Below are 21919 nucleotides of genomic sequence, written 5' to 3'. Positions count from 1 at the left end.
CGAACTGCCGTCACACCTCGCAGACACTTCGGTACCACACAGATAGGCGGTTGCTCGCCTAGGCGCTTGCCTAGGCTGTGGCCATGGACCGTCCTCCGAACATTCTCCTGATCGTTTCCGACGACCACGGGTACGCCGACCGCGGCGGCCTCGGCGTGCACCCGGACGTACTGACCCCGTCCCTGGACCGCCTGGCTGCGGAGGGCGTGACCTGCACCGACGCGTACGTCACCGCGCCGATCTGCAGCCCGTCCCGCGCGTCGATCATCTCCGGGCGGTACCAGCAACGGTGGGGCGGCCAATGGTTCGACTCGGCCGCGTTCCCGCCGGACGACGTACCGACGCTGGCCGAGGTTCTGCGCGACCAGGGCTACCGGACCGGGTACTTCGGCAAGGTGCACTACGGCAAGGAGGACGTGGGGGACAGGGCGTGTCCGCCGCACCACGGGTTCGAGGAGACGCTCTACGGGCTCGCGGGGCAGTCCTTCGGCCGGCTGAATTACCTGCACCACTCAGAGGAGGCCGTGGAATCCTACGGCCAGCCCGCCGCACACCACATGGCCGTGCAACCCCTGCTCTCAGGAGACGAGCCTGTGGAACACGAGGGCTTCCTGACGGCTGAGTTCGGCCGACGGGCAACACAGTTCATGAGCGCAGCGGACGAGCGGCCGTACTTCTGCATGGTCGCGTTCAACGCCGTACACAACTTCTGCTGGCAGCTACCGCAGGAAGAGCTGGAGAAGCGCGGACTTCCCACGTTCCGCGACTGGTCACCGGACGCGGACGGCCCGTTCATGGAGTGGTACGACGACGTGATCGTGCCGAACCTCCCGCACGGCCGCGAGTACTACCTCGCCCAGCTGGAGCTGATGGACGCCGAGATCGGCCGCCTGCTCGACGCGGCCGGCGACGACACGATCGTCGTGTACATCACCGACAACGGCGGTTCCACCTGCAACTTCGGCGACAACGCTCCACTGCGTGGCACGAAGTACACGCTCTGGGACGGCGGCATCCGCATCCCGATGCTCTGGCGTTGGCCCGGTCAGCTGCCCGCTGGCCGTCGTACGAACGCACTCGTGAGCACGATGGACCTGGTACCGACGCTGGCGGCAGCCGCAGGTGCAACCGTGGACGGCGCCGACGGCGTAGACATCCTACCCGTACTCACGGGATCCGCCGACGCAGCGCACGAGAACCTGCACTGGGACTGTGGCTTCCAATGGGCCGTACGGTCAGGCGACTGGAAGCTCAGCTGGGTCGACGACGACGAGAACACGCGCCACCTGCGCGACTACGAACACGCGCCGATGGGCGAGGGCTGGTTCCTCGCGAACCTGGCCGACAACATCGGCGAGTCGAGCAACGAACTCTCAGCCCAACCCGAGCTCGTCGAACGCCTGCGCGCCCTGCACGCGTCGTGGCGCGCCGAAGTAGGGCTGGACCCTCAGACCGTCAACCCGTAGGTGATCGCGGTCGGCGGCTCCTCGTGGTGATCGATGTCCGGGCTGCGCTCGTACTCGTTCCACGCGAGGAGCTCGTCGAGATGCCGGCGAACCGGCTCCAGAACCTCGGCGACGGTCACCTCACGCCCAAGCTCCTTGGACAACGTCGTCACGTCCGCATCCGAGATCCCGCACGGAACGATCCGATCGAACCACGCCAGATCGTTGTTGCAGTTCAACGCGAACCCGTGCATCGTCACGCCCTGCGCGACCCGGATCCCGATCGCGGCGATCTTCCGCTCCCGCCCACGATCATCAGCCGCAACCCAAACCCCGCTGCGCCCCTTCACCCGGCCGGTCTTCACCCCGAGCTCCGCGCAAACCCCGATCAACGCCTCTTCCAGCCGCCGCACATAGTCCACGACGTACACATGCGAGGCGAGCTTCACAATCGGATACCCAACCAACTGCCCCGGCCCGTGCCAGGTGATCTTCCCGCCCCGATCAACATCCACCACCGGAGTACCGTCCACCGGCCGCTCATGGGGCTCGGTCCGCTTGCCCGCCGTGTAAACCGGCGGATGCTCCAGCAAAATTACCGTATCCCGCCCCGCACCCCCCGCAACCCCCGCATGCAACCGCCGCTGCTCAGCCCACGCAGCCTCATAACCCACCACGCCGGCTTCCACATACTCGATAGCACTCACCCCCCGAGTGTAAGCACGCCCCACCCCACGTCCCCTTCGCGGTCGCAGCCGACCCGCCCCGACGCCCGTCGGGTCGGGCCGGCCCCGACGCCCAGCCCGACGGCCTCGCCCCACCGGCTGCACGGGCCGACCCCCCCGCCCGACCCGACGGCCCGACCCCCCGGGCCTGGCCCGACCCCCCCGGCCCGACCCCCCGGCCCGACCCCCCCCGGCCCGACCCCCCGGGCCCGACCCCCCCGGGCCCGACCCCCCGGGCCCGACCCCCCGGCCCGACCCCCCGGCCCGGCGGCCCGGCCCACCGGCTGCATGGGCCGAGCTGCTCACGACCCGCTGGAGCTGCTGGCACCTCCAGACCCCGCCGACCCCGCCGACCTCAGGGACTGCGGTGGGAGGTGAGGCTGATGCTCCTATAGACCCGGAGCCGTCAAGTCTGGGTTGTGAGCGCTTGGGTGATGAGGGGTAGGAGTTCGCGGCAGAGGTTGCGTTTGAGGCAGCGGATGACTTCTTTGGTGGTTTTGCCTTCGGCGCGTCGGCGGGCGACGTAGGCGCGGGTGGGCTGGTGGTGGCGCATGCGGACCAAGACGATGGTGTGCAGGGCGGTGTTGGCTTGGCGGTCGCCGCCGCGGTTAAGGCGGACGCGGTGGGTGCGGCCGGAGGCGACGGGAACCGGAGATGCCCCGCAGACGGCCGCGAAGGCGGCGTTGCTGTGCAGTCGGTGGGGGTTGTCGCCGGCGGTGGTGAGGAGTTGGCCTGCTGTTTCGGGGCCGAGGCCGCAGCGTTCGAGCAGGGCCGGTGCGGCCTGGTGGGTGAGAGTGCGCAGTTGGGTGTCGGCGTCGGTGACTTCCTCGGTCAGGTGCTGGCAGCGGCGGGCGAGGCGGCGCAGCGCGGTCTTGGTGGCTTGGACCGGGTCGGTCAGATCGGTGGTGGGGCGTAGTGCGGAGGTGGCGTGGATGAGTTGGTCGGTGGTGAGGCCGGCGAGTTGTCCGCGTAGTGGTTCCGGCGCGGTGGTGACGAGCTGGCGCAAGGTGTTGATGGCGGCGGTCCGGGCCTTGATCGCGCCGGAGCGGGTGGTACGCACGACGCGAATGGACTCCACGATCCCCGTACGGGTCTTCGGAGTGCCGGTCGCGGTGCCGGCCAGGACCGCTCGGGCGGCGGCCTCAGCGTCGATCGGGTCGGACTTGCCGCGGCGGCGGCGGTTCTGCCGGTTCGGTCGTGACACCTCCACCACCCGGACGTGTTCGGAGGTCAGCAGCCGGGCGAGGCCGGCGCCGTAGCTGCCGGTGCCCTCGACCCCGACCACGGCAAGGTCGCCGAAACCCCTCAGCCAGGTCAGTAGCTGCTTCTCCCCGGCGTTGGTGGCCGGGAACTGGGCATGGGCAAGCAGTCGGCCGAGGTGATCCAGGCAGGCGGCGGTGTGGGTGTCTAAGTGGGTGTCGACCCCGCCGACGACTTCGCCTGATCCGGCGATGTCGGTGATGTCGAAGTGAGTAACGCCGATCGGGTCTGTCATCGTAGAGACAGCCGTCCTTCCGTTGTGCGAACCGACACGGGACGGCACGCACCGCCGGTCCGGGCGGACAGCACATGGACGGGCCTCTGCGACAGGCTCCTATCAGGTCACGTTCCGTCCGGCCGGTGCGTGCAGCTCGCCGGCCGGAGACGGATCAGCCCGAAGTCAACCCCTGTTGCCGGTGACGGTGGATAACTGAGTCATCCGGCCAGCGAACCCATCATCCATGTGGATAACTTCCGCGGGGGTGTTGGCGATCGGTGCATCCTCTTGGGCATGGACCTCGCAGACCTCGACGGCTACAGCCTGCGCCGGCAGCTCGGGTCCGGACCGACCGGCACCGTCTGGCAGGTCCGGGACCGCGCAACCGGCCGCAACGCAGTGCTCAAACACATCCCGATCAACGCCCTCCCCGACCGCCGCCGCGTCCGCGAAGACCTCGGCATGCTGTCCCGCCTCCGCCACCCCCACGTCGCCCGCCTACTCGACTACCGCGAAACCGAGGCGGGCTGGATCCTCATCACCCAGCACCTGGTAGCCGGCACTCTCACCGCCCTCCTGACCCGCCGAGGAAAACTCACCCAAGGCGAAACAGTCACCCTCCTGATCCCCCTAGCCGAGGCCCTCACCCACCTCCACAACTCAGGCCTCACCCACGGCGCCATCACCCCCAACAACATCATGTTCGACGCCGACGGCCGCCCAATCCTCACCGACGCCGTCCTACACCCCACCACCACAACCACCGACGCAACCGCCCTCAAAACCATCGCCCACCAAGCAACCACCCACCCCGACTCCTTCCCCCACCCCCTCTTCACCGCAATCCCCCTCCACCTCCTCCCCACCCGCCTCCTAACCATCTCCGCCGCAACCCCCATAGACCTAGCCATCCCACCCGAAGGCCTCCACCCACCCACCTGGCCCCCACCCACCCCACCCGCCCACCCCAACACCTCCGCACCCGCCCACCCCAACACGACCCCACCCCACCCCGCCGCCCCATCGGCAACCCCCACGAACGCCAACCCCGACTCTCCAGGTAAGCCCCACCCCACCAACCCAACCCACCCAACGACCACCCCCACAGACCCTCCACCCACGCGCACCCCATCCGCATGGCTCCCAACCCCACCCACCGCCCCCAACAACCCACCCACATCAATCCCCACCGCCTGGCTCCCCACACCCCACCACCAGCCCACCCCCAATACCGTCAACGCCCCTCGCGACGCCACAACGCCCGGCGACGCCAAGGCGCCTCGCGGCCCTCACGCGCCCCGCGACGCCCACCGGCCCCGCGACGCCCACGCGCCGGGGGATGCCACTGCGGCTCGGGATGGCAACGCAGCCACCGACTGGGCCGCGACTCCCGACGCCCACGCCTCGGACGACGCCACCGCGCCCCGCGACGTGCACGCGCCGCGGGATGCCACTGCGGCTCGGGATGGCAACGCAGCCACCGACTGGCCCCCGCTTCCCGACGCCACCGCGCCAAGCGACGCCACCGCACCGAGCGACGCCACCGCGCCGGGCAACGCCAATGCGGCTCGCGACGCCGACGCGCCGGGCGACGCCACCGCGCTTCGCGACGCCACCGCGCTTCGCGACGCCCATACGCCCCGCGACTCCCACGCGCCAGGTGACGCCACTGCGGCTTGCGATGGCCACGCAACCACCGACTGGCCCGCGACTCCCGACGTCACCGCGCCTTCGGATGTCACCGCGCCTCGCGACGCCTCCGCACCGGGTGACGCCACTGCGGCTTGGGATAGCCACGCAGCCGCGCCTCGCGACGACCACGCGTCCCGCGACGCCCACGCGCCGGCCGACGCCATTTCGCCTCGGGATGACCACGCAGCCACGGACCGGGCTGCGACGGACGTCACCGCGCCACGCGACACCACCGTGCCTCGCGTGGCAACCGCGACCGGCAACGTCAAGGCACGGGGCGATCACAGTCCACCCCGCGGTGAGCCCACGCCAGGCGATGTCAGCGAGACTCACGACGACAACGCGACTCACGCCAGCAGCGCGCCCGAACGCAACACCCTCGAACCAGTCCCACCCTCGAACGGACCGGCACTCCGCCCACGAGCCACCCGCCGCACAAAGTCCCCCACCGGCACCACAATCCGAACCATCCAAACAACCCGCGGCACTCACACCACCCAACTCCCACCGACCGCGAAGATCTCCGCGCCCACCGAGCCTCCCGTCAACGGCCAAGTTCCTCCGCACGGGCGGGTTCACCCGCACGGGGACGATCCCAGCAGTGCAGTTGATCCTGAGACCCTGCATGGCGTTCGCAGTGCACGTGATCGGCGCGACGTACATGTCGGTGAGGACTTGTCCGTTGGTAGCGACGCGCCGCTCGGTGCACACGATCACTCCGCACACGGAGAACGTCAGCACCCCAGTCGTGAGCGATCATCCACACCTGGCTTCGGCGGAGCAGCCACGGTCCGCGGGGGCAAGGAAAGGTCCGGCGGACTTCATCCGCAGCGGCTCCGGCACGATGCGCGCCGTTCGACCCAGCGCCGTTCGACCCAGCGCCGTCGTCACCGGACCCGGCGTGGCGACGGGCGGTTCAGCCGATTCGGTAGGAGCAGAGGGCGGCGTGGAGGCGGTCGGCTCAGCTGGTTCGGCCTGCGTCGGGTACGGCTCGTGGAACGTCGGTTCAGCGGGCCGCCTTGGCGCCGGGTACGGCGGGGTACAGCTCATGGTCGCGGCTTCGGGCGTCGTGGGCGAGCTGTTGTCGGCGGTCGCACGTTCGGTCGGTTTGCGCATCCGGCGTACGGGATCCTCGCCGCGGTAGCCGTTGGTGCGATCATCGTGCTCGCCCTCGGAATCGCCACCATTCGCACCCTCGACACGTCGCCGACGGCACAGTCAGAACCGATCGACTCGCCAGAGACCTCCGGCGCCTCGGTGCACCCGACGTCGGTGCCGCCTTCTGCCGGCGACACGACGGGACCGACGTCTGAGCCGCCGTCCGCAGGAAGCTCGATAGAACCGAATTCTGCACCGTCGTCCGCGGGGAACTCCACTCAGCCCAGCTCCGCGCCGGCGTCGACGGGACACTCGTCATCGCCCACGTCCGCGCCAACGTCTGCAGGACAATCGGCACCACCCACCTCCGGGCCGACGTCCGCAGGTAGCTCCGTACCGTCGTCCGGGCTGCCCTCTTCGCCGGGGGCGGTGCAGCCGACATCTGCTGGCGCGACGCGGTCTGTGAGCCCGACCCAAGCGGGGCCGACTCAACCGGTGCGGCCGACGCGGTCGTCAAGCGAGGGTGTGCGTTCGCCGGGTGAACCTGCGAGCCACTCCGCAGAGACAGCGCCGTGGGTGCGGACGTTGCAGGCGCTGGATGCGCAACGTTCGCAGGCGTTTTGGACGCTGAACTTGGATGCGCTCAGCAACATCTACATACCGGGCAGTTCACCGTGGACTGCCGACCGTGCGCTGATGTCGGAGTACCGCCAGCAGAACGTCCGCGTTCAAGGCCTCCGAATCACGATCGACAGCATCACCATCACCCGTCATACCCGCACCACCATCACCCTCAGAACCACCGACCAACTGACTGGCGGCGAAGTCGTCGATCACAGCGGCACCAAAACCCCACTCCCACAAGGCCCTCGAACCACCCGCCTGATCACCCTGACCAACAACCCAACGAGCACAACCACCCCACCCAGCGGGCCCTGGCGCATCACCACAATCACCCGGGCCTGACGCTTCAGCTGAGTGGCGTGCCCGTTGCGGTGACGGAATTGTCTTCGAGCGTGGCCAGGGCAACAGTCCGTGAAGTGGTCAGGTTTGCGCTGTCCTAGAACGGTGGTGGGCCGGCCATCGGTTGGCGTGAGGGTATTTGCGCGGGCGATGGTGCGGATGGTGGCGGGGGCGCTTGCTCGCATAGGAGGTGGGCAGTGCTGATCTGTGGTTCCGCTGGTCCGGATGGCTGGGTCTTGGCAGGTGCGTGCGCATGGGGTGCTCCCGGGGTGGGTCGCGGGTCTTTGGAGGCTGGATCGCCTGTTGGGCTTGGGGAAGGTTGGGGTGGAGGCGGTGTTGGAGTGTGAGCGATCGGGCCTCGGGCAGGCGGGACGGTGGTGTAGCGGTGGCCTGTGGGCGTTGTGAGGGTGATTGAACCGTCGGGGTGGGGTGTGGCGTTCCAGCCCCAGGTAGGGGTGTCTTTGATGACGTGGTGGTATTCGCAGTACGGAATCATGCCGGTGAGGGTTGTTTGCCCAGACCGTGCGAACGGGATCGCGTGGTCGCGGTCGCATTCGCGGGAGATGCGATCGCAGCCTGGCCAGGCGCAGACCGGGTGGCGGGCGAGGAGAGTTTCGGTGACGAGTGCGCCGGGATCGTGACGGGTGGTTGATGCTTCGAGTACTGCGCCGCTCGTGGGATCAGTGAGGAGCCTGCGCCAGGTGCCGTCGGTGGCGATGTGGCGTGCCATCTCCGCTGGGATGGGGCCGTAGCCGGTCAGTTCACAGGGCTCGTCGTCCACTCCTAACAGGGTGGTGATCGGGACGAGGACCTCGATGTGCGGACGTCGGCGGTGCTGATCAGGGAGTCGCCGGCCGAGCCAGTCGAGTCCGTTGTGCAGCATGTGTTCGAACAGGTCGGCGATCACATCGGCACGGCGCTGCGGCGCCAGGCGCACATTCCGATCAGACTCGGCCGATCCGACCCAGTCACTCGATCCCGTTGATTCGTCGGCGTCCCGGGCCTCCCCGGCGTCTTCGGCGTTCCGGGCGTGTCCCGCCTCACCGGGGTTGTCGGCATCCCAGGCGTTCTCGTCCCGCGTAGCGTTCCCAGCCCGCTCGGCCTTTCCGGCGTTTTCGACTTCGCCGCCGTTCTCGCCATGCGTGGTGCCCCCGATGTGCCCGATGCGCTCGGCCTGCCCGATGTGCCCAGCCTGCCTGGCGTCCCTTGTGTGTCCGGCGTTCCGGGCCTGCCCCGCCTCCCCGGCGTTGTCGGCATCGCAGGCGTTCCCGGCCCGCGTGGCGTTTCCGGCGTGCCTGGCGTCTACAGCGTGCGCGGCCTGCATGGATTCCTCGGCGTCCAAGGCGTCGATGGCGTCCATGGCCTGACTGGTGTCGTCGGGGTTTCTGGGCGATTGCCGCTGGCGCGTTGAGGAGGTTGGTGTGGCGTGTGTGGGTGAGGCGGCGTGTTCGGTGGGCGGGGTCGTTTCGGGCTTGGGGGTGGCTTCGGTTGGTTGGGGGCGTGTGGGGCGTGCGGGGTAGCCGTGGCCGTTGACGTGGGTGCGCGATGGGGGCCGTTCAGGTGGCGGGGGTGAGCTGTTCTCCGGGCGGGTTGCGGTGTTGGGTGGGGTGGGGCGTTTGGAGAGGTCGGCCATGGCTTGGATGACTATCCACATTTGCTGGATTTTGGGGGCGGTGTGTACGACCCAGAGGCCCGCCATGCCGTCTGGAAGGGGGACGATCTTGCAGGTTCGGTCTGCGAGGGCGGCGCGATGGTTGTCGGCGTCCTGGGTGGTGGTGTGCTTGGCGACCTGGCGGCGGAGTGAGGTGTTCAGGTTTTTGTGAGTCTGGCCTGGGGCGCGACGGAGGACGTGAGCCTCGACGGCGCGAGCCGCATCGGTGGGTAGCGAGCGAGTGGCTTCGGAGATGGCCAGAGCCTTGGACAGTGTCAGTGCGCCACAGCGGAGTGCGGTGTGAGTGGCAGTCAGAGTGCTCGTCAGGTGCAGCGCGGTCTCGATGTGGCGGCTCGCGGTGGTGGGCGCCAGATGTAGCGCGGCGGCGATTTCGGCGGCCCAGGATCGTTCGGGGTCGATGGGGCGGCCGGAGGAGTCGATCTGCGTGGGGCGCGGGATCTCGCTCGCCTGAGCCTTGCGCTGGCGGACGAACGAAGCCATGACGGCGTTCTTGATCGCTGCGGCCCAGGATTCGATCCGGGCCGCGGCTTTCATCGCCTCGATCAACGCGACCGGCGACTCGCACTGCGGACGCAGCTCCTCCAGGGCCGCGGCCAGTTCGGCGCCCGGCGGCAGGAACACCCAGGCCGGCGCCTTCAGGCGCAGCATGACGCGTTCGGCCTCGTCCTGTTCGACGCCGGCCCATTCCTGCCACTCGAACGCCTCGACGCGCGACATCGGCGGCAGTTCGTCGTGCAGGTCCGGATCCCACACGTCGTCGTACATCTCGTCAGACGGCAGGTAGGAGTCGCCGAGCGTGGATCGCCCAGGAGCCCGATTGGTCATCGTCGCCATCATGCGTCTATATTAGAACATGTGTTCGATTGATCCAAGTTGACCTAAGCGAGGGCGGTGTGATGTCTCGGGACATGGGTGACAGTTCTGCATCAGGACATCGGTGACACTCGATCTCTCATGACATCGGTGACACTCATGGCCAACCACGGCATCTGCTCGGCCTGACCGGACGCGCTCGCTCAGCGGCAGATGAGTGCGTTTCCCGAGTCAGCGTTTAGTAGCGCCACAGCAGCGCCAGGGTGGGTCAGGGCGTAGATCGGGGTGATCCGCGTTGATGATTGCGGCTACACAAGCGCATGCTGTGGCCGTGAACAAGGTTTCGCTGACGGCGCCGACCCCGGCGTTCGGGGAGCGGGTCGTGGGCGCGGCGGCGATCGCGTTGGTAGCGTCGTTAGTCGTTCAGAATGCTGTGTTCGTCTGGACCCATCCGCCCGGCTACGGCGACCCGATCGAGAAGGTGCTCGCCTGGCACCAGCAGAACCGGGACGTGGTCGCGATCGCGGTCGGCTCAGAGGCGCTGAACCTGCCGCTGCTGCTCGTGTTCGTGACCGGTCTCCACGGGCTGGTCGGGCGTCGCGGGGGTGCGGGCGCCGACTGGTCGCGCCTCGCGGTGGCCGCGGGCGCGACTCTCGCGGCGGTCTTCGCGCTCTACGCCGTGCTGTGGAACGGAGTCGTATTGTCCGCCGGCGGTCTCGCCGAGCCGAGCCCGCTGTTCAAGCTCGTCTGGCAGCTGCATGCAGGAGCATTCGCTCTGGCGCTGTCGGCGCTCGGCACCACCTTCATCGGCGCTGCGCTGGCGGCGCATGCGAGTCGGCTGGCAGCGCCGTGGCAGCGTGTGCTCGGCGTGGCCGGGGGAAGCCTGGCGATCGCCGCCGGGGTGGCCAACCTCGCGATCGCTGACGGCTCGCCGATCCTGTTCGTGGGGCTACTCGGCTACGCCGCCTGGCTCGTGTGGCTGCTGGTGACCGGGGTACGGCTGGTTCTGACGCCCAGGAAGGTCGGCGCTGCCTAGGAACTGTTCCCGCCACGCGGCAGCCCCGATACAAAGATTGCGTCAATCTGGGCGACCGAAGTGACACGACCGCTCATCGGCCAGATCCGGAAGGACATGCCTTGCACGCCGGGCCGAAGAAGCGTCACCACCGAGTGCCCCTGAAGCGTCACCGATGTGTCAGGACATTGGTGACGGTTCAGGGTGGGTCGCGGAGGTGGTGGCCGTTGCCGACGTAGGTGATTCCGGGTGCGGGTCTGGTGTGTTCGATGAGGATTTCGCCGTCGAGGTCGGCGACGGTGATCTTGTCGCCGGCGGTGATGACGAGGACCTGCTGGAAGCCTTGTCGCCCGTCGACCATGTACTGGACCTCGTTCAGCATGAAGACGCCGTTGGCGGCGAGTTCTTGACGATGGTGCCGTTGGGCAGGTCTGTAGGCACCGGTGTCCGGGTGGGTCGGGGTGGGCTGAGGGGTCGGTGGAACAGGTCGCGGGTGGGGTGGGGTGCCTCGGTCTTCGCGGTGGCCTGCCAGGCGCTCAAGGGTGTGACGCGGCCGGGCAGTCCTTGGTGGGGACGCTGGGTGTTGTAGAGGTGGTCGAAGGTGTCGACCTGGGCCTGTAACTGCGCCAGGTCGGCGGCCAGTGGCTGCTTGTCGAGGTAGCGGAACAGGGTTTGATGGAAGCGTTCGTTCTTGCCCTGGGTGGTTGGTTTGTAGGGCTTGCCGGTGATCGGCTCGACGCCCAGGGCCATCAGGTGGACGACGAGCTGGCCCAGGATTCCACGGCGCGAGGGGTTGAGCGCGGACCCGTTGTCGGACAGCAGCCGCTGGGGCACGCCATGGGCGGCCACGCCTTGTCGAACACGGCGATCGCCGCCTCGGAGGTCTCGCCCCACGCGACGTGGGAGGCGACCGCGTAGCGGGAGTGGTCGTCGATGAGCTGGAAGATCACGCATCTGCGGCCACGGGTGAGCACATACTCGGTGGCGTCGACTTGCCAGCAGGCGTTCGGGGCCGGATACACGAACCGACGCCACGCGGCCCTGGGTTTCTTCCTCGGTTCCAGCCGCGCGATGCCTGCTTGGCGGAAGATCCGGGCCAGCGACGCGACCGAAGGCACCGTCTCCAGGCCCATCGCGTGCATCTTGTCGTGCACGCTGATCGGACCGAAGTCCAGCCCGGACTGCTCGAGCGCGGCCCGGACCCCGATCGCCTGCTGCTTGACCTCATCGGCCAGCTTCGACGGGCTCGACCGCGGCCGCCGCGACTTCGGTTCCAACGCCGCCGCAGGCCCCTCAGCCAGGGTGCGCCGCCGGATCTCGTAGAACGTCTTACGCGAGATGCCATGCTCGGCACAGAACGTCGTCACCGCCCCACGAGGCGCATCACACGGCCACTGCGTGATCGCGAGACTGACACGAGGATCAACAAGCTCGTTCTTCGACACCCGCGCAGTCGACCGGCCCAGGCATCATCGACCCCGCCGACTCACCGAAATGTCACCACCAACAACCCCGAAAGCGTCACCGATGTCTCAAGGCAGAACCGTCACCGATGTCCTGAGACATAACACCTAAGCGAGGGCGGCGGAGAGGGCGGTGGGGATTGTGGGGTGGTGGAAGGTGAAGCCAGTGGACTGGAGGCGGGTTGGGAGGGCTCGCTTGCTGCCCAGCAGTTCCCAGGCGAACTCGCCGAGCGCGAGCTTCATCAGCGGTGCGGGGACCGGAATTGCCGAGGGACGGTGCAGGGCAGTGGCCAGGGCCTCTGTGAATTCGCTGTTGGTGGCTGGGGCGGGCAGGGCAATGTTCACCGGGCCGCTCAAGGCTTCGGTCTCGGCTACGTGGCGGACCGCTCGGGTCCAGTCGGTGAGGGAGACGACCGGGAAGTACTGGGTGCCCGATCCCAGGCGGCCGCCGAGACCGAGGCGGAAGGGGAGCGACAGGAGTTGGAACGCGGGTGCGCCGCGGTCGAGGACGACGCCTGTGCGGAGCGCGGCAACTCGGCTGCCGGCGGCGCGAGCGGGCTCGAGTGCGCCCTCCCACAGGCGTACTACATCGGCAAGGAAGCCGTCACCGAGGTCGGAGTCTTCGGTGAGGATGCGGTCACCAAGGTCCGTGCCGTATCCGCCGATGCCGCTCTGCGTGATCAATACCGGGCGGCGGTCGAGTTGGGTCGCGGCGGCTGCCAGGGTCGACGTGGTGGCGACGCGGCTCTCGCGGATCTGCAGGCGGTACGTCGGTGTCCACGGGCGGCCGATGTTCGCGCCGGCCAGGTTGACCAGTACGTCGGGATCACCGAGCGCCGACGGGTCCAGGTCGCCGCGCGCCGGATCCCAGCGGATCTCGTCGGGCGTTGACGGCGTACGCCGTACCAGCCGCAGCACTTGGTGGCCTTCGGCAACCAGGTCGCGGGCGAGGGCCTTGCCGAGGAAGCCGGAGGCGCCGGCCAGCACGTATTTCATCCCGTACGAGCTCCTTGTCGAGAAAGCGAAGGCGCCGGTGACCGTCCCGCGGGGAGACAGGCACCGGCGCCGTTGGCCGATCGGATCAGACGTCGAACTGGGCCTCTTCGAGGCGCTGCTTCACGGCCGTCAGGTAGCGGGCCGCGTCGGCGCCGTCGACCAGACGGTGGTCGTAGGTCAGCGCCAGGTACACCATCTGACGGATGGCGATCGTCTCGCCGAGCTCCGGGTGGGTGATGACGACCGGGCGCTTCACCACGGCACCGGTCCCGAGCATGCCGACCTGCGGCTGGTTCAGGATCGGGGTGTCGAACAGCGCGCCCCGGCTACCGGTGTTGGTGATCGTGAACGTACCGCCCGCCATCTCGTCCGGCAGCACCTTGTTGTTGCGGGTGCGGTCGGCGAGGTCGGCGATCTTCTTCGCCAGGCCGGCGATGTTCAGGTCGCCGGCGTTGTGCACGACCGGGACCATCAGACCGCGCTCGACGTCCACGGCGATGCCGAGGTGCTCGGCGGCGTGGTACGTGATCTCGCCCTTCTCCTCGTCGATCGAGGCGTTGAGCTTCGGGTACTGCTTGAGCGCGTCGACCGCGGCGAGGGCGAAGAACGGGAGGAAGGACAGCTTGACGCCCTCGCGGGCCTCGAACTCGGCCTTCTTCTTGTTCCGCAGCTTCGCGATCTCGGTGACGTCCACCTCGACGACCGTGGTCAGCTGGGCCGAGACCTTGAGGCTGTTCACCATGTGCGCGGCGATCGCCTTGCGGATCCGGCTCATCTTCTCGGTGGTACCGCGCAGCGGGCTGATCTCCGGGGACTTCGCGGCCGCGGCGGCGGGCGCCGAGGCGGCGGCCGGAGCAGGTGCGGCAGCGGCGGCGGCCTTCTTCGCCTCGGCGGCGGTGATCACGTCCTGCTTGCGGATGCGGCCGCCGACACCGGTGCCCTGTACGGAGTTCAGGTCGACGTCGTGCTCGGCGGCGAGCTTGCGGACGAGCGGGGTGACGTAGTTCGGGCCGTCGGAGGCGGCGCCGTTCGGCGACGGGGTTTGTACGGCGGGAGCGGCAGCCGGTGCAGCCGACGGAGCGGGTGCAGCCTGCGGGGCCGGTGCAGCCTGCGGAGCCGGTGCGGCTTGCGGGGCCGGGGCAGCCTGCGGAGCAGGTGCGGCGGCGGGGGCGGGCGTGGCGGCCGGGGCGGTCTGCGGGGCGGGGGCCTGAGCTGGGGCGGCCTGGGGGGCCGGGGCTGCGGCCGGAGCGGAGGCTTGCGGGGCCGGGGCGGACTCGGCGGGAGCGGACTCGGCCGGGGCTGCGGGAGCGGCGGGGGCGGCGGCTGGGGGTGCGTCGCCGGAGCCGACGATGGCTAGTTCGGCGCCTACCTCTACGGTTTCGTCTTCGGCGACCTTGATCTCGAGGAGCTTGCCGGCGATCGGGCTGGGGATCTCGGTGTCGACCTTGTCGGTCGAGACCTCTAGGAGCGGCTCGTCGACGGCTACGTCGTCGCCTACCTGCTTGAGCCAGCGGGTGACGGTGCCTTCGGTGACGCTCTCGCCCAGCGCCGGGAGGGTGACGGGGGTGCCGGATGCTGCCTGGGGAGCGTTTGCCTGGGCGGCCGGGGACTCTGTTTGGGTCGAGTCGGCGGCGGCCGCGGAAGGAGTGGAGGAAGCCTCGCCGGAGGACTGGGGGGCGGCTGGCGCGGCCTGGGCGGCGGGGGCAGCTTGGGCGGCCTGGTCGGGGGCCGGGGCCTGGGTGGACTGGGCCTGGTCAGACGGGGCCTGGGCGGACTCGGTTTCCGCGGGTTGGGCGTCGTTGGCGGGGGGTGTGGAGGGGGCTTCGCCGGCGTCGCCGATTACTGCTAGTTCGGCGCCTACCTCTACGGTTTCGTCTTCGGCGGCCTTGATCTCCAGCAGGGTGCCGGCGACGGGGCTCGGGATCTCGGTGTCGACCTTGTCGGTCGACACCTCCAGCAGGGGCTCGTCGACGGCAACCGTGTCACCGACCTGCTTGAGCCAGCGGGTGACGGTTCCTTCGGTGACGCTCTCCCCGAGGGCCGGCAGGGATACAGAGGTCGGCATGACGGTCGTTGCTCCTTCGTCTGATCGGTCGAGTGTCAGCCTACGGTGCCGCCGGAACGAACGGGATCCGGGTCACGGCGTCCCGATCGCGTTCCCGCAGCCGCGGGGGTGTCCTGGAATTCTGCGCCTACCACGCGCCGCCGAGCACCTGGTCGCGGCGGCGCGTGGTAGGCGCAGCGTTCCGGGACACGCCCCAAACCTACTGGGGTGAACCAGCAGGGTCAGTCATGGAAGTGCAAAGGTTTTCCGGCCAGCGCGAGGTGGGCCTCGCCGAGGGCCTCGTTCTGGGTGGGGTGCGCGTGCACGAGCGGCGCGACGTCGGCCGGGTACGCCTCCCAGTTGTAGATCAGCTGCGCCTCGCCGATCAGCTCGCCGACGCGCGAGCCGACCATGTGCAGGCCGACGACGGCGCCGTCGCGGGCACGGACCAGCTTCACGAAGCCGGCGGTCTTCAGGATCTGCGACTTACCGTTGCCGCCGAGGTTGTAGTTCAGCACCTCGACGTCGCCGTACCGGGAACGCGCCTGCTCCTCGGTCAGTCCGACCGAGGCGACCTCGGGCTCGGAGTACGTCACCCGCGGGATGCCGGATTCGTCGATCGGCGTCGGCGACAGCCCGGCGATGTGCTCGGCGACGAAGATGCCCTGCTGGAACCCGCGGTGCGCGAGCTGCAGTCCCGGCACGATGTCGCCGACCGCGTACACGCCCGGGACGCTGGTCTGCAGCGTCTCGTCGACGGTCACGAAGCCGCGGTCCAGCGCGACGCCGACCTCCTCGTACCCGAGGCCGGCGGTGTTCGGCCCACGACCGACCGCGACCAGCAGTACTTCGGCCTCGATGACCTCGCCGCCCGCGACCCGGACCTGTACGCCGGAGTCCGTCACCGAGACGGATTCGAACGGCGTACCGGTCTTGAAGGCGATCTTCCGCTTCCGGAACGCGCGCTCGAGCGTCTTCGAGCAGTCCGCGTCCTCGGCCGGGACCAGCCGCGGCAGCGCCTCGACGATCGTTACGCGGGTCCCGAACGAGGTCCACGCGGACGCGAACTCGACGCCGATCACGCCGCCACCCAGGACGACGGCCGACTCCGGGACGCGATCGAGCGTCAGCGCGTGCTCGCTCGCGATCACCCGGTGCCCGTCGATCTCCAGGCCCGGGAGGGAGCGCGAGTAGGAGCCGGAGGCAAGGATGACGTTGCGCCCGGTGTACGTCGTGTCGCCGACCTGGACCGTGGTCGCCGAGGTCAGCCGCCCCTCGCCCTCGATCACGGTGATGCCGCGCGCCTTCAACTGACCCTGCAGACCCTTGAACAGCCGGTCGACGACGCTGTCCTTGTACTTGTTGACGCCGCCCATGTCGACACCCTCGAGCGTCGTCCGGACACCGAACTGCTCGCCGTCGCGGGCCGAGTCCGCGACCTCGGCGGCGTGCAGCAGCGCCTTGGTCGGGATGCAGCCGCGGTGCAGACAGGTCCCGCCGACCTTGTCCTTCTCGATCAGCGCCACGGACAGGCCGAGCGTCGCGGCACGCAGTCCGGCGGCGTAGCCACCGCTGCCGCCGCCGAGAATCACCAGGTCGTACGTCGTACCAGCATCTGTCACAGGTTCCTCCGTGGGTCCGGTCGAAGCAGGCGGTCCCGGATCGCGGGCTCCGCCCGCCGCCATCCTTTCACCGATGACGCCCGGATCCACGCGCGGGCCGGTTCCGACGTGCCGGTGGCTGCCGGCCGCAACCGTTATCCAGGATTCCGGCCCCGACTTGCACAGATAGTGGACACTGTCGTCATGAAGTGGTTCGGTCGCCGGCAGAAGGCCGGAACGATGCGCCGGGCGGACGCCCCGGACCAGGCGCACCTGCAGGAGTTCGCCCAGAGCCGCCAGGGCGTCGAGGGTTTCGTCGAGCCGAAGACGGCGGTCACCGACTACACCCTGCTGCTGGTCGCGATCGACGGCGAGTGGACCCGTCGGCGGGTCCCGTCGGTCAAGTGGGCGCACGACTTCGCGAACCGCCTCGGCATCCCGTCGTACGACGCCGCCGTGGTCGGCTACCCGCCCCGGATGCGCGAGTACAACGCCCGGATGAAGAAGAACGGCCGCTGAAAGGCGAGCAGGAGTTCTTCGCCGCCGCAACCGTCGAGTGGGCGGACGCGGGCGATGGGATCTCGGAGCGGGTGCTCAGTCGCGGCCCCGACGGGATGCTGACGCGGATTGCGCGGTGGGCGCCCGGAACCACGTCGGGCGCCGAAGTCATTCGCCATGAGTACGTCGAAGAGGTGTACCTGCTGGAGGGGGAGCTGACCGATCTCACCCTCCAGCGGACGTTCCGCCCCGGCGACTACGCCTGCCGGCCGCCGGGGATGCCGCACGGTCCCTACACGACCGGGACCGGCTGCGTGATGCTGGAGATCCGTTACTCAGCTGGCTGAGGCGGCCAGTTCGATCAGGGTGCGGACCGCATAGCCGGTGCCGCCGTTCGGGGTGTAGCCGGACGCGCCGCCGTCGTTGAAGGCCGGCCCGGCCACGTCCAGGTGCACCCAATCGATGCCATCAGCAACGAAGTCGCCGAGGAACGCGGCCGCGGCGAGGGCGCCGCCCCACGGCTCGCCGGTGATGTTGGCCAGGTCCGCGACCTTCGAGTGTGACTTCAGCTTGTCGAGCATCTCGGCCGGGATCGGCAGCGGCCACATCGACTCACCGGCCGCGATCGCCGCGTCGACGACCCGGTCGCGGGCGGAGTCGGTGTTGCCGAAGGCACCGGCGACCTTGGTGCCCAGGGCAACGACGCAGGCGCCGGTCAGCGTGGCCACGTCGACGATCAGGTCGGGTCCGTCCTCGGACGCCCGGACCAGCGCGTCGCCGAGCACCAGCCGGCCCTCGGCGTCGGTGTTCAGCACCTCGACGGTCTTGCCGCCGTACATCGTCAGTACGTCGGACGGCCGGGCCGCGGAACCGGACGGCATGTTCTCGGCCATCGCCGCGTACGTCGTCACCTGCACCGGCAGGCCGAGCCGCGCGATCGCCAGCGTCGCGCCGATCACCGCGGCCGCGCCGGCCATGTCGGACTTCATGCTCACCATGCCGGTCGACGTCTTCAGCGACAGACCGCCCGAGTCGAACGTGATGCCCTTTCCGACGAACGCCAGGTGCGTGACCGGCTTCTTCGGCGTGTACGACAGCCGGACCAGCCGCGGCGGGTTCGCCGAGCCCTGGCCGACGCCCAGGATGCCGCCGTACCCGCCCTTGGCCAGGGCCTTCTCGTCGAGCACCTCGACCTTGACGCCGTACTCCTTGCTGAGCTTGACCGCGTCGGCGGCGAACTCGACCGGGTGAAGGTCGGACGGCGGGGTGTTCACCCAGTCGCGCACCTGCGCGACCGCGTCGGCGGTGACCTGGGCGCGCTCGAGCGCGGCCTTGGCGTCCTTGTTCCGCGCGAGGTCGGTCAACACGGTCAGGTTGCCCGGCGCCTCGGAGCGGTCCGAGGACGAGGACTTGTACGCCGTGAACGCGTAGCGGCCCAGCAATGCGCCTTCGGCGACGGCGCGGACGCACTCTGCATCCGGCGTCGGCAGCGCGAACGCGACCGATTGCGAGGTCTTGGTCGCGCGCACCCCGGTGCCGGCCGCCGCGCGCAGGTCCTCGGTCTTCAGCGCGCCGTCGGGGGCCGGACCGAGGCCGACCGCGATCAGCGTGGGGGACTTGCCCGGCTTGTTCAGACTCGGCCCGGGCACCTTCGTCACCTCGTCGGCCTTGCCGGTGGCGCCCAGTCCGGACAGCACCTCCACCAGCTTCCCGCCGTACGCGGCGTTCAGCGACTCGGTGCCGGCCGGCAGGGTCACGCCGCCGCCGAGTTTGACCACGCCGATGACCACGGCGTCGGTCTTGACGCCGGCGGCATCGGACTTGCTCAGGGTGATGGTGGTCACGAAATCCTCAGTCCTCCTTGACCAGGCACTCAGATGGCCGGTCGTGACGGTACGTGCAAGCTGCCTCCGCATGCTACGCGTCCGGTAAGTTCCGCTGCATGACAGAGTCGTCGGATCTGAAGAAGTCCCCGTTGCACGAGCGCCATCTGGCCCTCGGTGCGAAGTTCGCCGAGTTCGGCGGCTGGGAGATGCCCCTGGAGTACAGCGGCGTCGTGGCCGAGCACACCGCGGTCCGTACGTCGGTCGGCGTCTTCGACGTCAGCCACCTCGGCAAGGCCACCGTCAAGGGCCCGGGCGCCGCGGCATACGTGAACGCTTGCCTGACCAACGATCTCGGCAAGATCGCCCCCGGGCAGGCGCAGTACACGCTGTGCTGCAACGAGCGCGGGGGAGTGGTCGACGACCTGATCGCGTACCTGCACGCCGACGACGACGTGTTCCTGATCCCGAACGCCGCCAATACCGCTGAGGTGGTCCGGCTGCTGCAGGCGGAGGCACCGGACGGTGTAGAGGTCACCAACGTCCACGACGACTACGCGATCCTCGCGGTCCAGGGCGCGAACAGCGACGAGGTGGTCGCCGCGATCGGTCTCCCGATCGGCCACGACTACATGGCCTTCGCGACGGCCGACTTCGGCGGTACGCCGGTTGTCGTCTGCCGAACCGGTTACACGGGCGAGCGCGGCTACGAGCTCGTCGTACCGAACGCGGCCGCGCTGCCGGTGTTCGATGCGTTGCTGAAGGCCGGTGAGCAGTACGGCATCGTCCCCGCCGGGCTGGGCGCCCGGGACACGCTCCGGACCGAGATGGGCTACCCGCTGCACGGCCAGGACATCTCGCCGGACATCACGCCCGTCCAGGCCCGCTCGGGCTGGGCCGTCGGCTGGAAGAAGGACCACTTCTGGGGCGACGCCGCCCTGCGCGCCGAGAAGGAAGCCGGCCCGTCCCGGATCCTCCGCGGGCTCCGTGCAGTCGGCCGTGGCATTCCCCGGCCGCATATGACAGTTGCCGACCAATCCGGCACCGGGATCGGCGAAGTGACGTCCGGCACCTTCTCGCCGACCCTGAAGAAGGGCGTGGCGCTCGCGCTGCTCGATGCGGCGGTCAAGGAGGGCGACCAGGTGACCGTCGACATCCGCGGCCGTCAGGAACTCTTCGACGTCGTGAAACCGCCTTTCGTGACGGTTCACGTGCGCTAGACGCGTTCTGTTGCCGATGAGGTCATTTCGTCACAATGTGTGAAAACCTGGCACAAAATGGCCACTGTCGGTGCTGTGCCGACGCGGAATGCGAAGATTTGACTGCCCAGAGTGACGATTTGGGGCAAATGTTCCGTTCGAGTACCCGTTCCGGTAACGATTTGTGCACTGGTGCCGGGCACCGCTGGTTTGGTGTCACAGTGTCAGGCAGGCTAGCGCGCGGTTGTGGGGGAAGCGCCCTGTCAAGGGGATTTGACGCCACCCGACCGCAAAGCAAAGGCTCGGCACGTTATCCACCGATGAGTGCCGGATCAACGGACCGAAATCCGGCCGACGAACTGACGGAGTGCGAATGAGTATTGGGTCGCCAGACTCGACCGTAGGGGTCGAAGAACACCCGGCCTCGGCGGAGCCGGTCCGCACGGCCGCCACTCCGCATGGCAAGTCGCCGAGCCGGATCGCGTTCGACCGGTTGCGCAAGGACCGGGTCGCGATGATCTGCGCGGCGATCGTGCTGTTCTTCATCCTGATCGCGATCCTGGCGCCGCTGCTGGCCAAGCTCGAGGGCCAGGACTACAGCACCTTCCACACCGACCTGGTCGACGAGTTCGGTTACCCGACGATCGGTGTGAACGGTGCGCACTGGCTCGGTGTCGAGCCGAAGACCGGCCGGGACAACTTCGCGCGCTGGGTGTACGGCGCCCGCCCGTCGCTGATCATCGCGTTCCTGGCGACCGTGGTCGGTACCGCGATCGGCGTCGTGATGGGCCTGCTGGCCGGCTTCCTCGGCGGCTGGACCGACCGGGTCATCTCCTGGATCATCGACTTCGTCCTGAGCCTGCCGTTCCTGCTGTTCGCGATCGCGCTGGTGCCGATCGTGGAGTCGATGCGCGGCGGTTCGTTCAACCTGACCCCGAACCAGCAGGCGTCGATCAGGTTCTACGTACTGATCTTCGTGCTGTCCTTCTTCGGCTGGGCCGGCCTGGCCCGGATCATCCGGGGTGAGGTGCTGTCCCTGCGCGAGCGCGAGTTCGTGCTCGCCGCCAAGGCGATCGGTGTGCCGACCCGGCAGGTCCTGTTCAAGGAACTGCTGCCGAACCTGGTCGCGCCGATCGTCATCTCGGCCTCGCTCGCGGTTCCGTCGTACGTGACCGCGGAGGCCGGTCTTTCCTTCCTCGGTGTCGGACTGGTCGAACCGATCCCCTCGTGGGGTCAGACGATCTCCGTCGCCACGAACTGGTTCAAGGCAGACCCGCTCTACCTCTGGCTGCCAGTGGTCGGCATCACCGCTCTGGTGCTCGCGCTGGCCCTGCTCGGAGACGCGGTCCGGGACGCCTTCGACCCCAAGACTCGCCGGTAGTTCGGCGATTGCCC

The 21919-nt window shown here is 69.0% G+C and carries 15 protein-coding genes and 2 pseudogenes; 8 read left to right on the top strand and 9 right to left on the bottom strand.

Translation table 11 applies throughout. The features are described 5' to 3' along the window. The first annotated feature begins 83 nt into the window (after nucleotides 1-83). On the top strand, nucleotides 84-1466 hold the full coding sequence (locus FB475_RS35710) for a sulfatase family protein (protein ID WP_141862794.1): 1383 nt from the start codon (nucleotides 84-86) through the stop codon (nucleotides 1464-1466). Here the strand turns inward: FB475_RS35710 and lipB are convergent. Continuing rightward, a complete protein-coding gene (gene lipB / locus FB475_RS35705; protein ID WP_141862792.1) occupies nucleotides 1448-2152 on the bottom strand; it encodes a lipoyl(octanoyl) transferase LipB in 705 nt (234 codons plus the stop codon). The genes FB475_RS35710 and lipB overlap by 19 nt on opposite strands. A gap of 424 nt (nucleotides 2153-2576) precedes the next feature. Beyond that, entirely contained in the window at nucleotides 2577-3665 is a 1089-nt protein-coding gene (locus FB475_RS35695) for an IS110 family RNA-guided transposase (RefSeq protein ID WP_141862790.1), read from the bottom strand. 276 nt (nucleotides 3666-3941) lie between these two features. On the opposite strand from FB475_RS35695, the pseudogene FB475_RS38515 reads away from it, so the two are divergent. Both FB475_RS38515 and FB475_RS37985 read left to right on the top strand, forming a co-directional pair. Then, nucleotides 3942-4361: pseudogene (locus FB475_RS38515) on the top strand (protein kinase domain-containing protein); the annotation flags it as partial. A gap of 2652 nt (nucleotides 4362-7013) precedes the next feature. Next, the gene (locus FB475_RS37985) at nucleotides 7014-7403 is read left to right on the top strand and encodes a hypothetical protein (RefSeq protein WP_141862788.1); all 390 of its coding nucleotides are present in this window, start codon (nucleotides 7014-7016) and stop codon (nucleotides 7401-7403) included. 94 nt (nucleotides 7404-7497) lie between these two features. On the opposite strand, the gene FB475_RS35675 is transcribed toward FB475_RS37985, so the two are convergent. Continuing rightward, nucleotides 7498-9909, bottom strand: a complete 2412-nt coding sequence (locus FB475_RS35675; RefSeq protein WP_141862786.1) for an HNH endonuclease signature motif containing protein — start codon at nucleotides 9907-9909, stop codon at nucleotides 7498-7500. 307 nt (nucleotides 9910-10216) lie between these two features. On the opposite strand from FB475_RS35675, the gene FB475_RS35670 reads away from it, so the two are divergent. Beyond that, a complete protein-coding gene (locus FB475_RS35670; protein ID WP_202878695.1) occupies nucleotides 10217-10921 on the top strand; it encodes a DUF4386 family protein in 705 nt (234 codons plus the stop codon). Nucleotides 10922-11099: 178 nt separating this feature from the next. Here FB475_RS35670 and FB475_RS38510 read toward each other — a convergent pair whose 3' ends face one another. The 5 genes and pseudogenes from FB475_RS38510 to lpdA all read right to left on the bottom strand — a co-directional run bounded on the left by FB475_RS38510 (nucleotide 11100) and on the right by lpdA (nucleotide 17025). Then, nucleotides 11100-11282 (bottom strand): hypothetical protein, encoded by a 183-nt coding sequence (locus FB475_RS38510; protein ID WP_420359242.1) that lies wholly within the window; start codon nucleotides 11280-11282, stop codon nucleotides 11100-11102. A 125-nt stretch (nucleotides 11283-11407) separates the two neighbouring features. Continuing rightward, nucleotides 11408-12345, bottom strand: a pseudogene (locus FB475_RS35665) (integrase core domain-containing protein); the annotation flags it as partial. Between the two features lie 126 nt (nucleotides 12346-12471). Beyond that, on the bottom strand, nucleotides 12472-13359 hold the full coding sequence (locus FB475_RS35660) for a TIGR01777 family oxidoreductase (RefSeq protein ID WP_141862782.1): 888 nt from the start codon (nucleotides 13357-13359) through the stop codon (nucleotides 12472-12474). A gap of 85 nt (nucleotides 13360-13444) precedes the next feature. Next, on the bottom strand, nucleotides 13445-15424 hold the full coding sequence (gene sucB, locus FB475_RS35655) for a 2-oxoglutarate dehydrogenase, E2 component, dihydrolipoamide succinyltransferase (protein WP_141862780.1): 1980 nt from the start codon (nucleotides 15422-15424) through the stop codon (nucleotides 13445-13447). 221 nt (nucleotides 15425-15645) lie between these two features. Next, entirely contained in the window at nucleotides 15646-17025 is a 1380-nt protein-coding gene (gene lpdA / locus FB475_RS35650) for a dihydrolipoyl dehydrogenase (protein WP_141862779.1), read from the bottom strand. 183 nt (nucleotides 17026-17208) lie between these two features. Between lpdA and FB475_RS35645 the strand changes: the two genes are divergently transcribed. Then, on the top strand, nucleotides 17209-17523 hold the full coding sequence (locus FB475_RS35645) for a hypothetical protein (protein WP_141862777.1): 315 nt from the start codon (nucleotides 17209-17211) through the stop codon (nucleotides 17521-17523). Then, on the top strand, nucleotides 17409-17849 hold the full coding sequence (locus FB475_RS38250) for a cupin domain-containing protein (protein WP_272952124.1): 441 nt from the start codon (nucleotides 17409-17411) through the stop codon (nucleotides 17847-17849). The genes FB475_RS35645 and FB475_RS38250 overlap by 115 nt, the downstream gene beginning before the upstream one ends. On the opposite strand, the gene FB475_RS35635 is transcribed toward FB475_RS38250, so the two are convergent. Further along, complete coding sequence (locus FB475_RS35635; RefSeq protein ID WP_141862775.1) at nucleotides 17838-19346, bottom strand: leucyl aminopeptidase; 1509 nt, start codon at nucleotides 19344-19346, stop codon at nucleotides 17838-17840. The genes FB475_RS38250 and FB475_RS35635 overlap by 12 nt on opposite strands. 98 nt (nucleotides 19347-19444) lie before the next feature. Between FB475_RS35635 and gcvT the strand changes: the two genes are divergently transcribed. Both gcvT and FB475_RS35625 read left to right on the top strand, forming a co-directional pair. Next, entirely contained in the window at nucleotides 19445-20545 is a 1101-nt protein-coding gene (gene gcvT, locus FB475_RS35630; protein ID WP_141862773.1) for a glycine cleavage system aminomethyltransferase GcvT, read from the top strand. A 352-nt stretch (nucleotides 20546-20897) separates the two neighbouring features. Next, complete coding sequence (locus FB475_RS35625) at nucleotides 20898-21905, top strand: ABC transporter permease (RefSeq protein ID WP_141862771.1); 1008 nt, start codon at nucleotides 20898-20900, stop codon at nucleotides 21903-21905. Nucleotides 21906-21919: the final 14 nt, after the last annotated feature.

The organism is Kribbella jejuensis (assembly GCF_006715085.1).
In the GTDB taxonomy this organism is placed as follows: Bacteria; Actinomycetota; Actinomycetes; order Propionibacteriales; family Kribbellaceae; genus Kribbella; species Kribbella jejuensis.
This window is presented reverse-complemented; position numbering and strand designations above follow the sequence as displayed.

Bases quoted from the DNA above. Each gene is read 5' to 3' on its own strand.
- FB475_RS35695 (WP_141862790.1), bottom strand. From the start codon at position 3,665: ATGACAGACCCGATCGGCGTTACTCACTTCGACATCACCGACATCGCC.
- FB475_RS35710 (WP_141862794.1), top strand. From the start codon at position 84: ATGGACCGTCCTCCGAACATTCTCCTGATCGTTTCCGACGACCACGGG.
- gcvT (WP_141862773.1), top strand. From the start codon at position 19,445: ATGACAGAGTCGTCGGATCTGAAGAAGTCCCCGTTGCACGAGCGCCAT.
- FB475_RS38510 (WP_420359242.1), bottom strand. From the start codon at position 11,282: ATGCTGAACGAGGTCCAGTACATGGTCGACGGGCGACAAGGCTTCCAG.
- FB475_RS35660 (WP_141862782.1), bottom strand. From the start codon at position 13,359: ATGAAATACGTGCTGGCCGGCGCCTCCGGCTTCCTCGGCAAGGCCCTC.
- FB475_RS35645 (WP_141862777.1), top strand. From the start codon at position 17,209: ATGAAGTGGTTCGGTCGCCGGCAGAAGGCCGGAACGATGCGCCGGGCG.
- FB475_RS35625 (WP_141862771.1), top strand. From the start codon at position 20,898: ATGAGTATTGGGTCGCCAGACTCGACCGTAGGGGTCGAAGAACACCCG.
- FB475_RS35675 (WP_141862786.1), bottom strand. From the start codon at position 9,909: ATGATGGCGACGATGACCAATCGGGCTCCTGGGCGATCCACGCTCGGC.
- sucB (WP_141862780.1), bottom strand. From the start codon at position 15,424: ATGCCGACCTCTGTATCCCTGCCGGCCCTCGGGGAGAGCGTCACCGAA.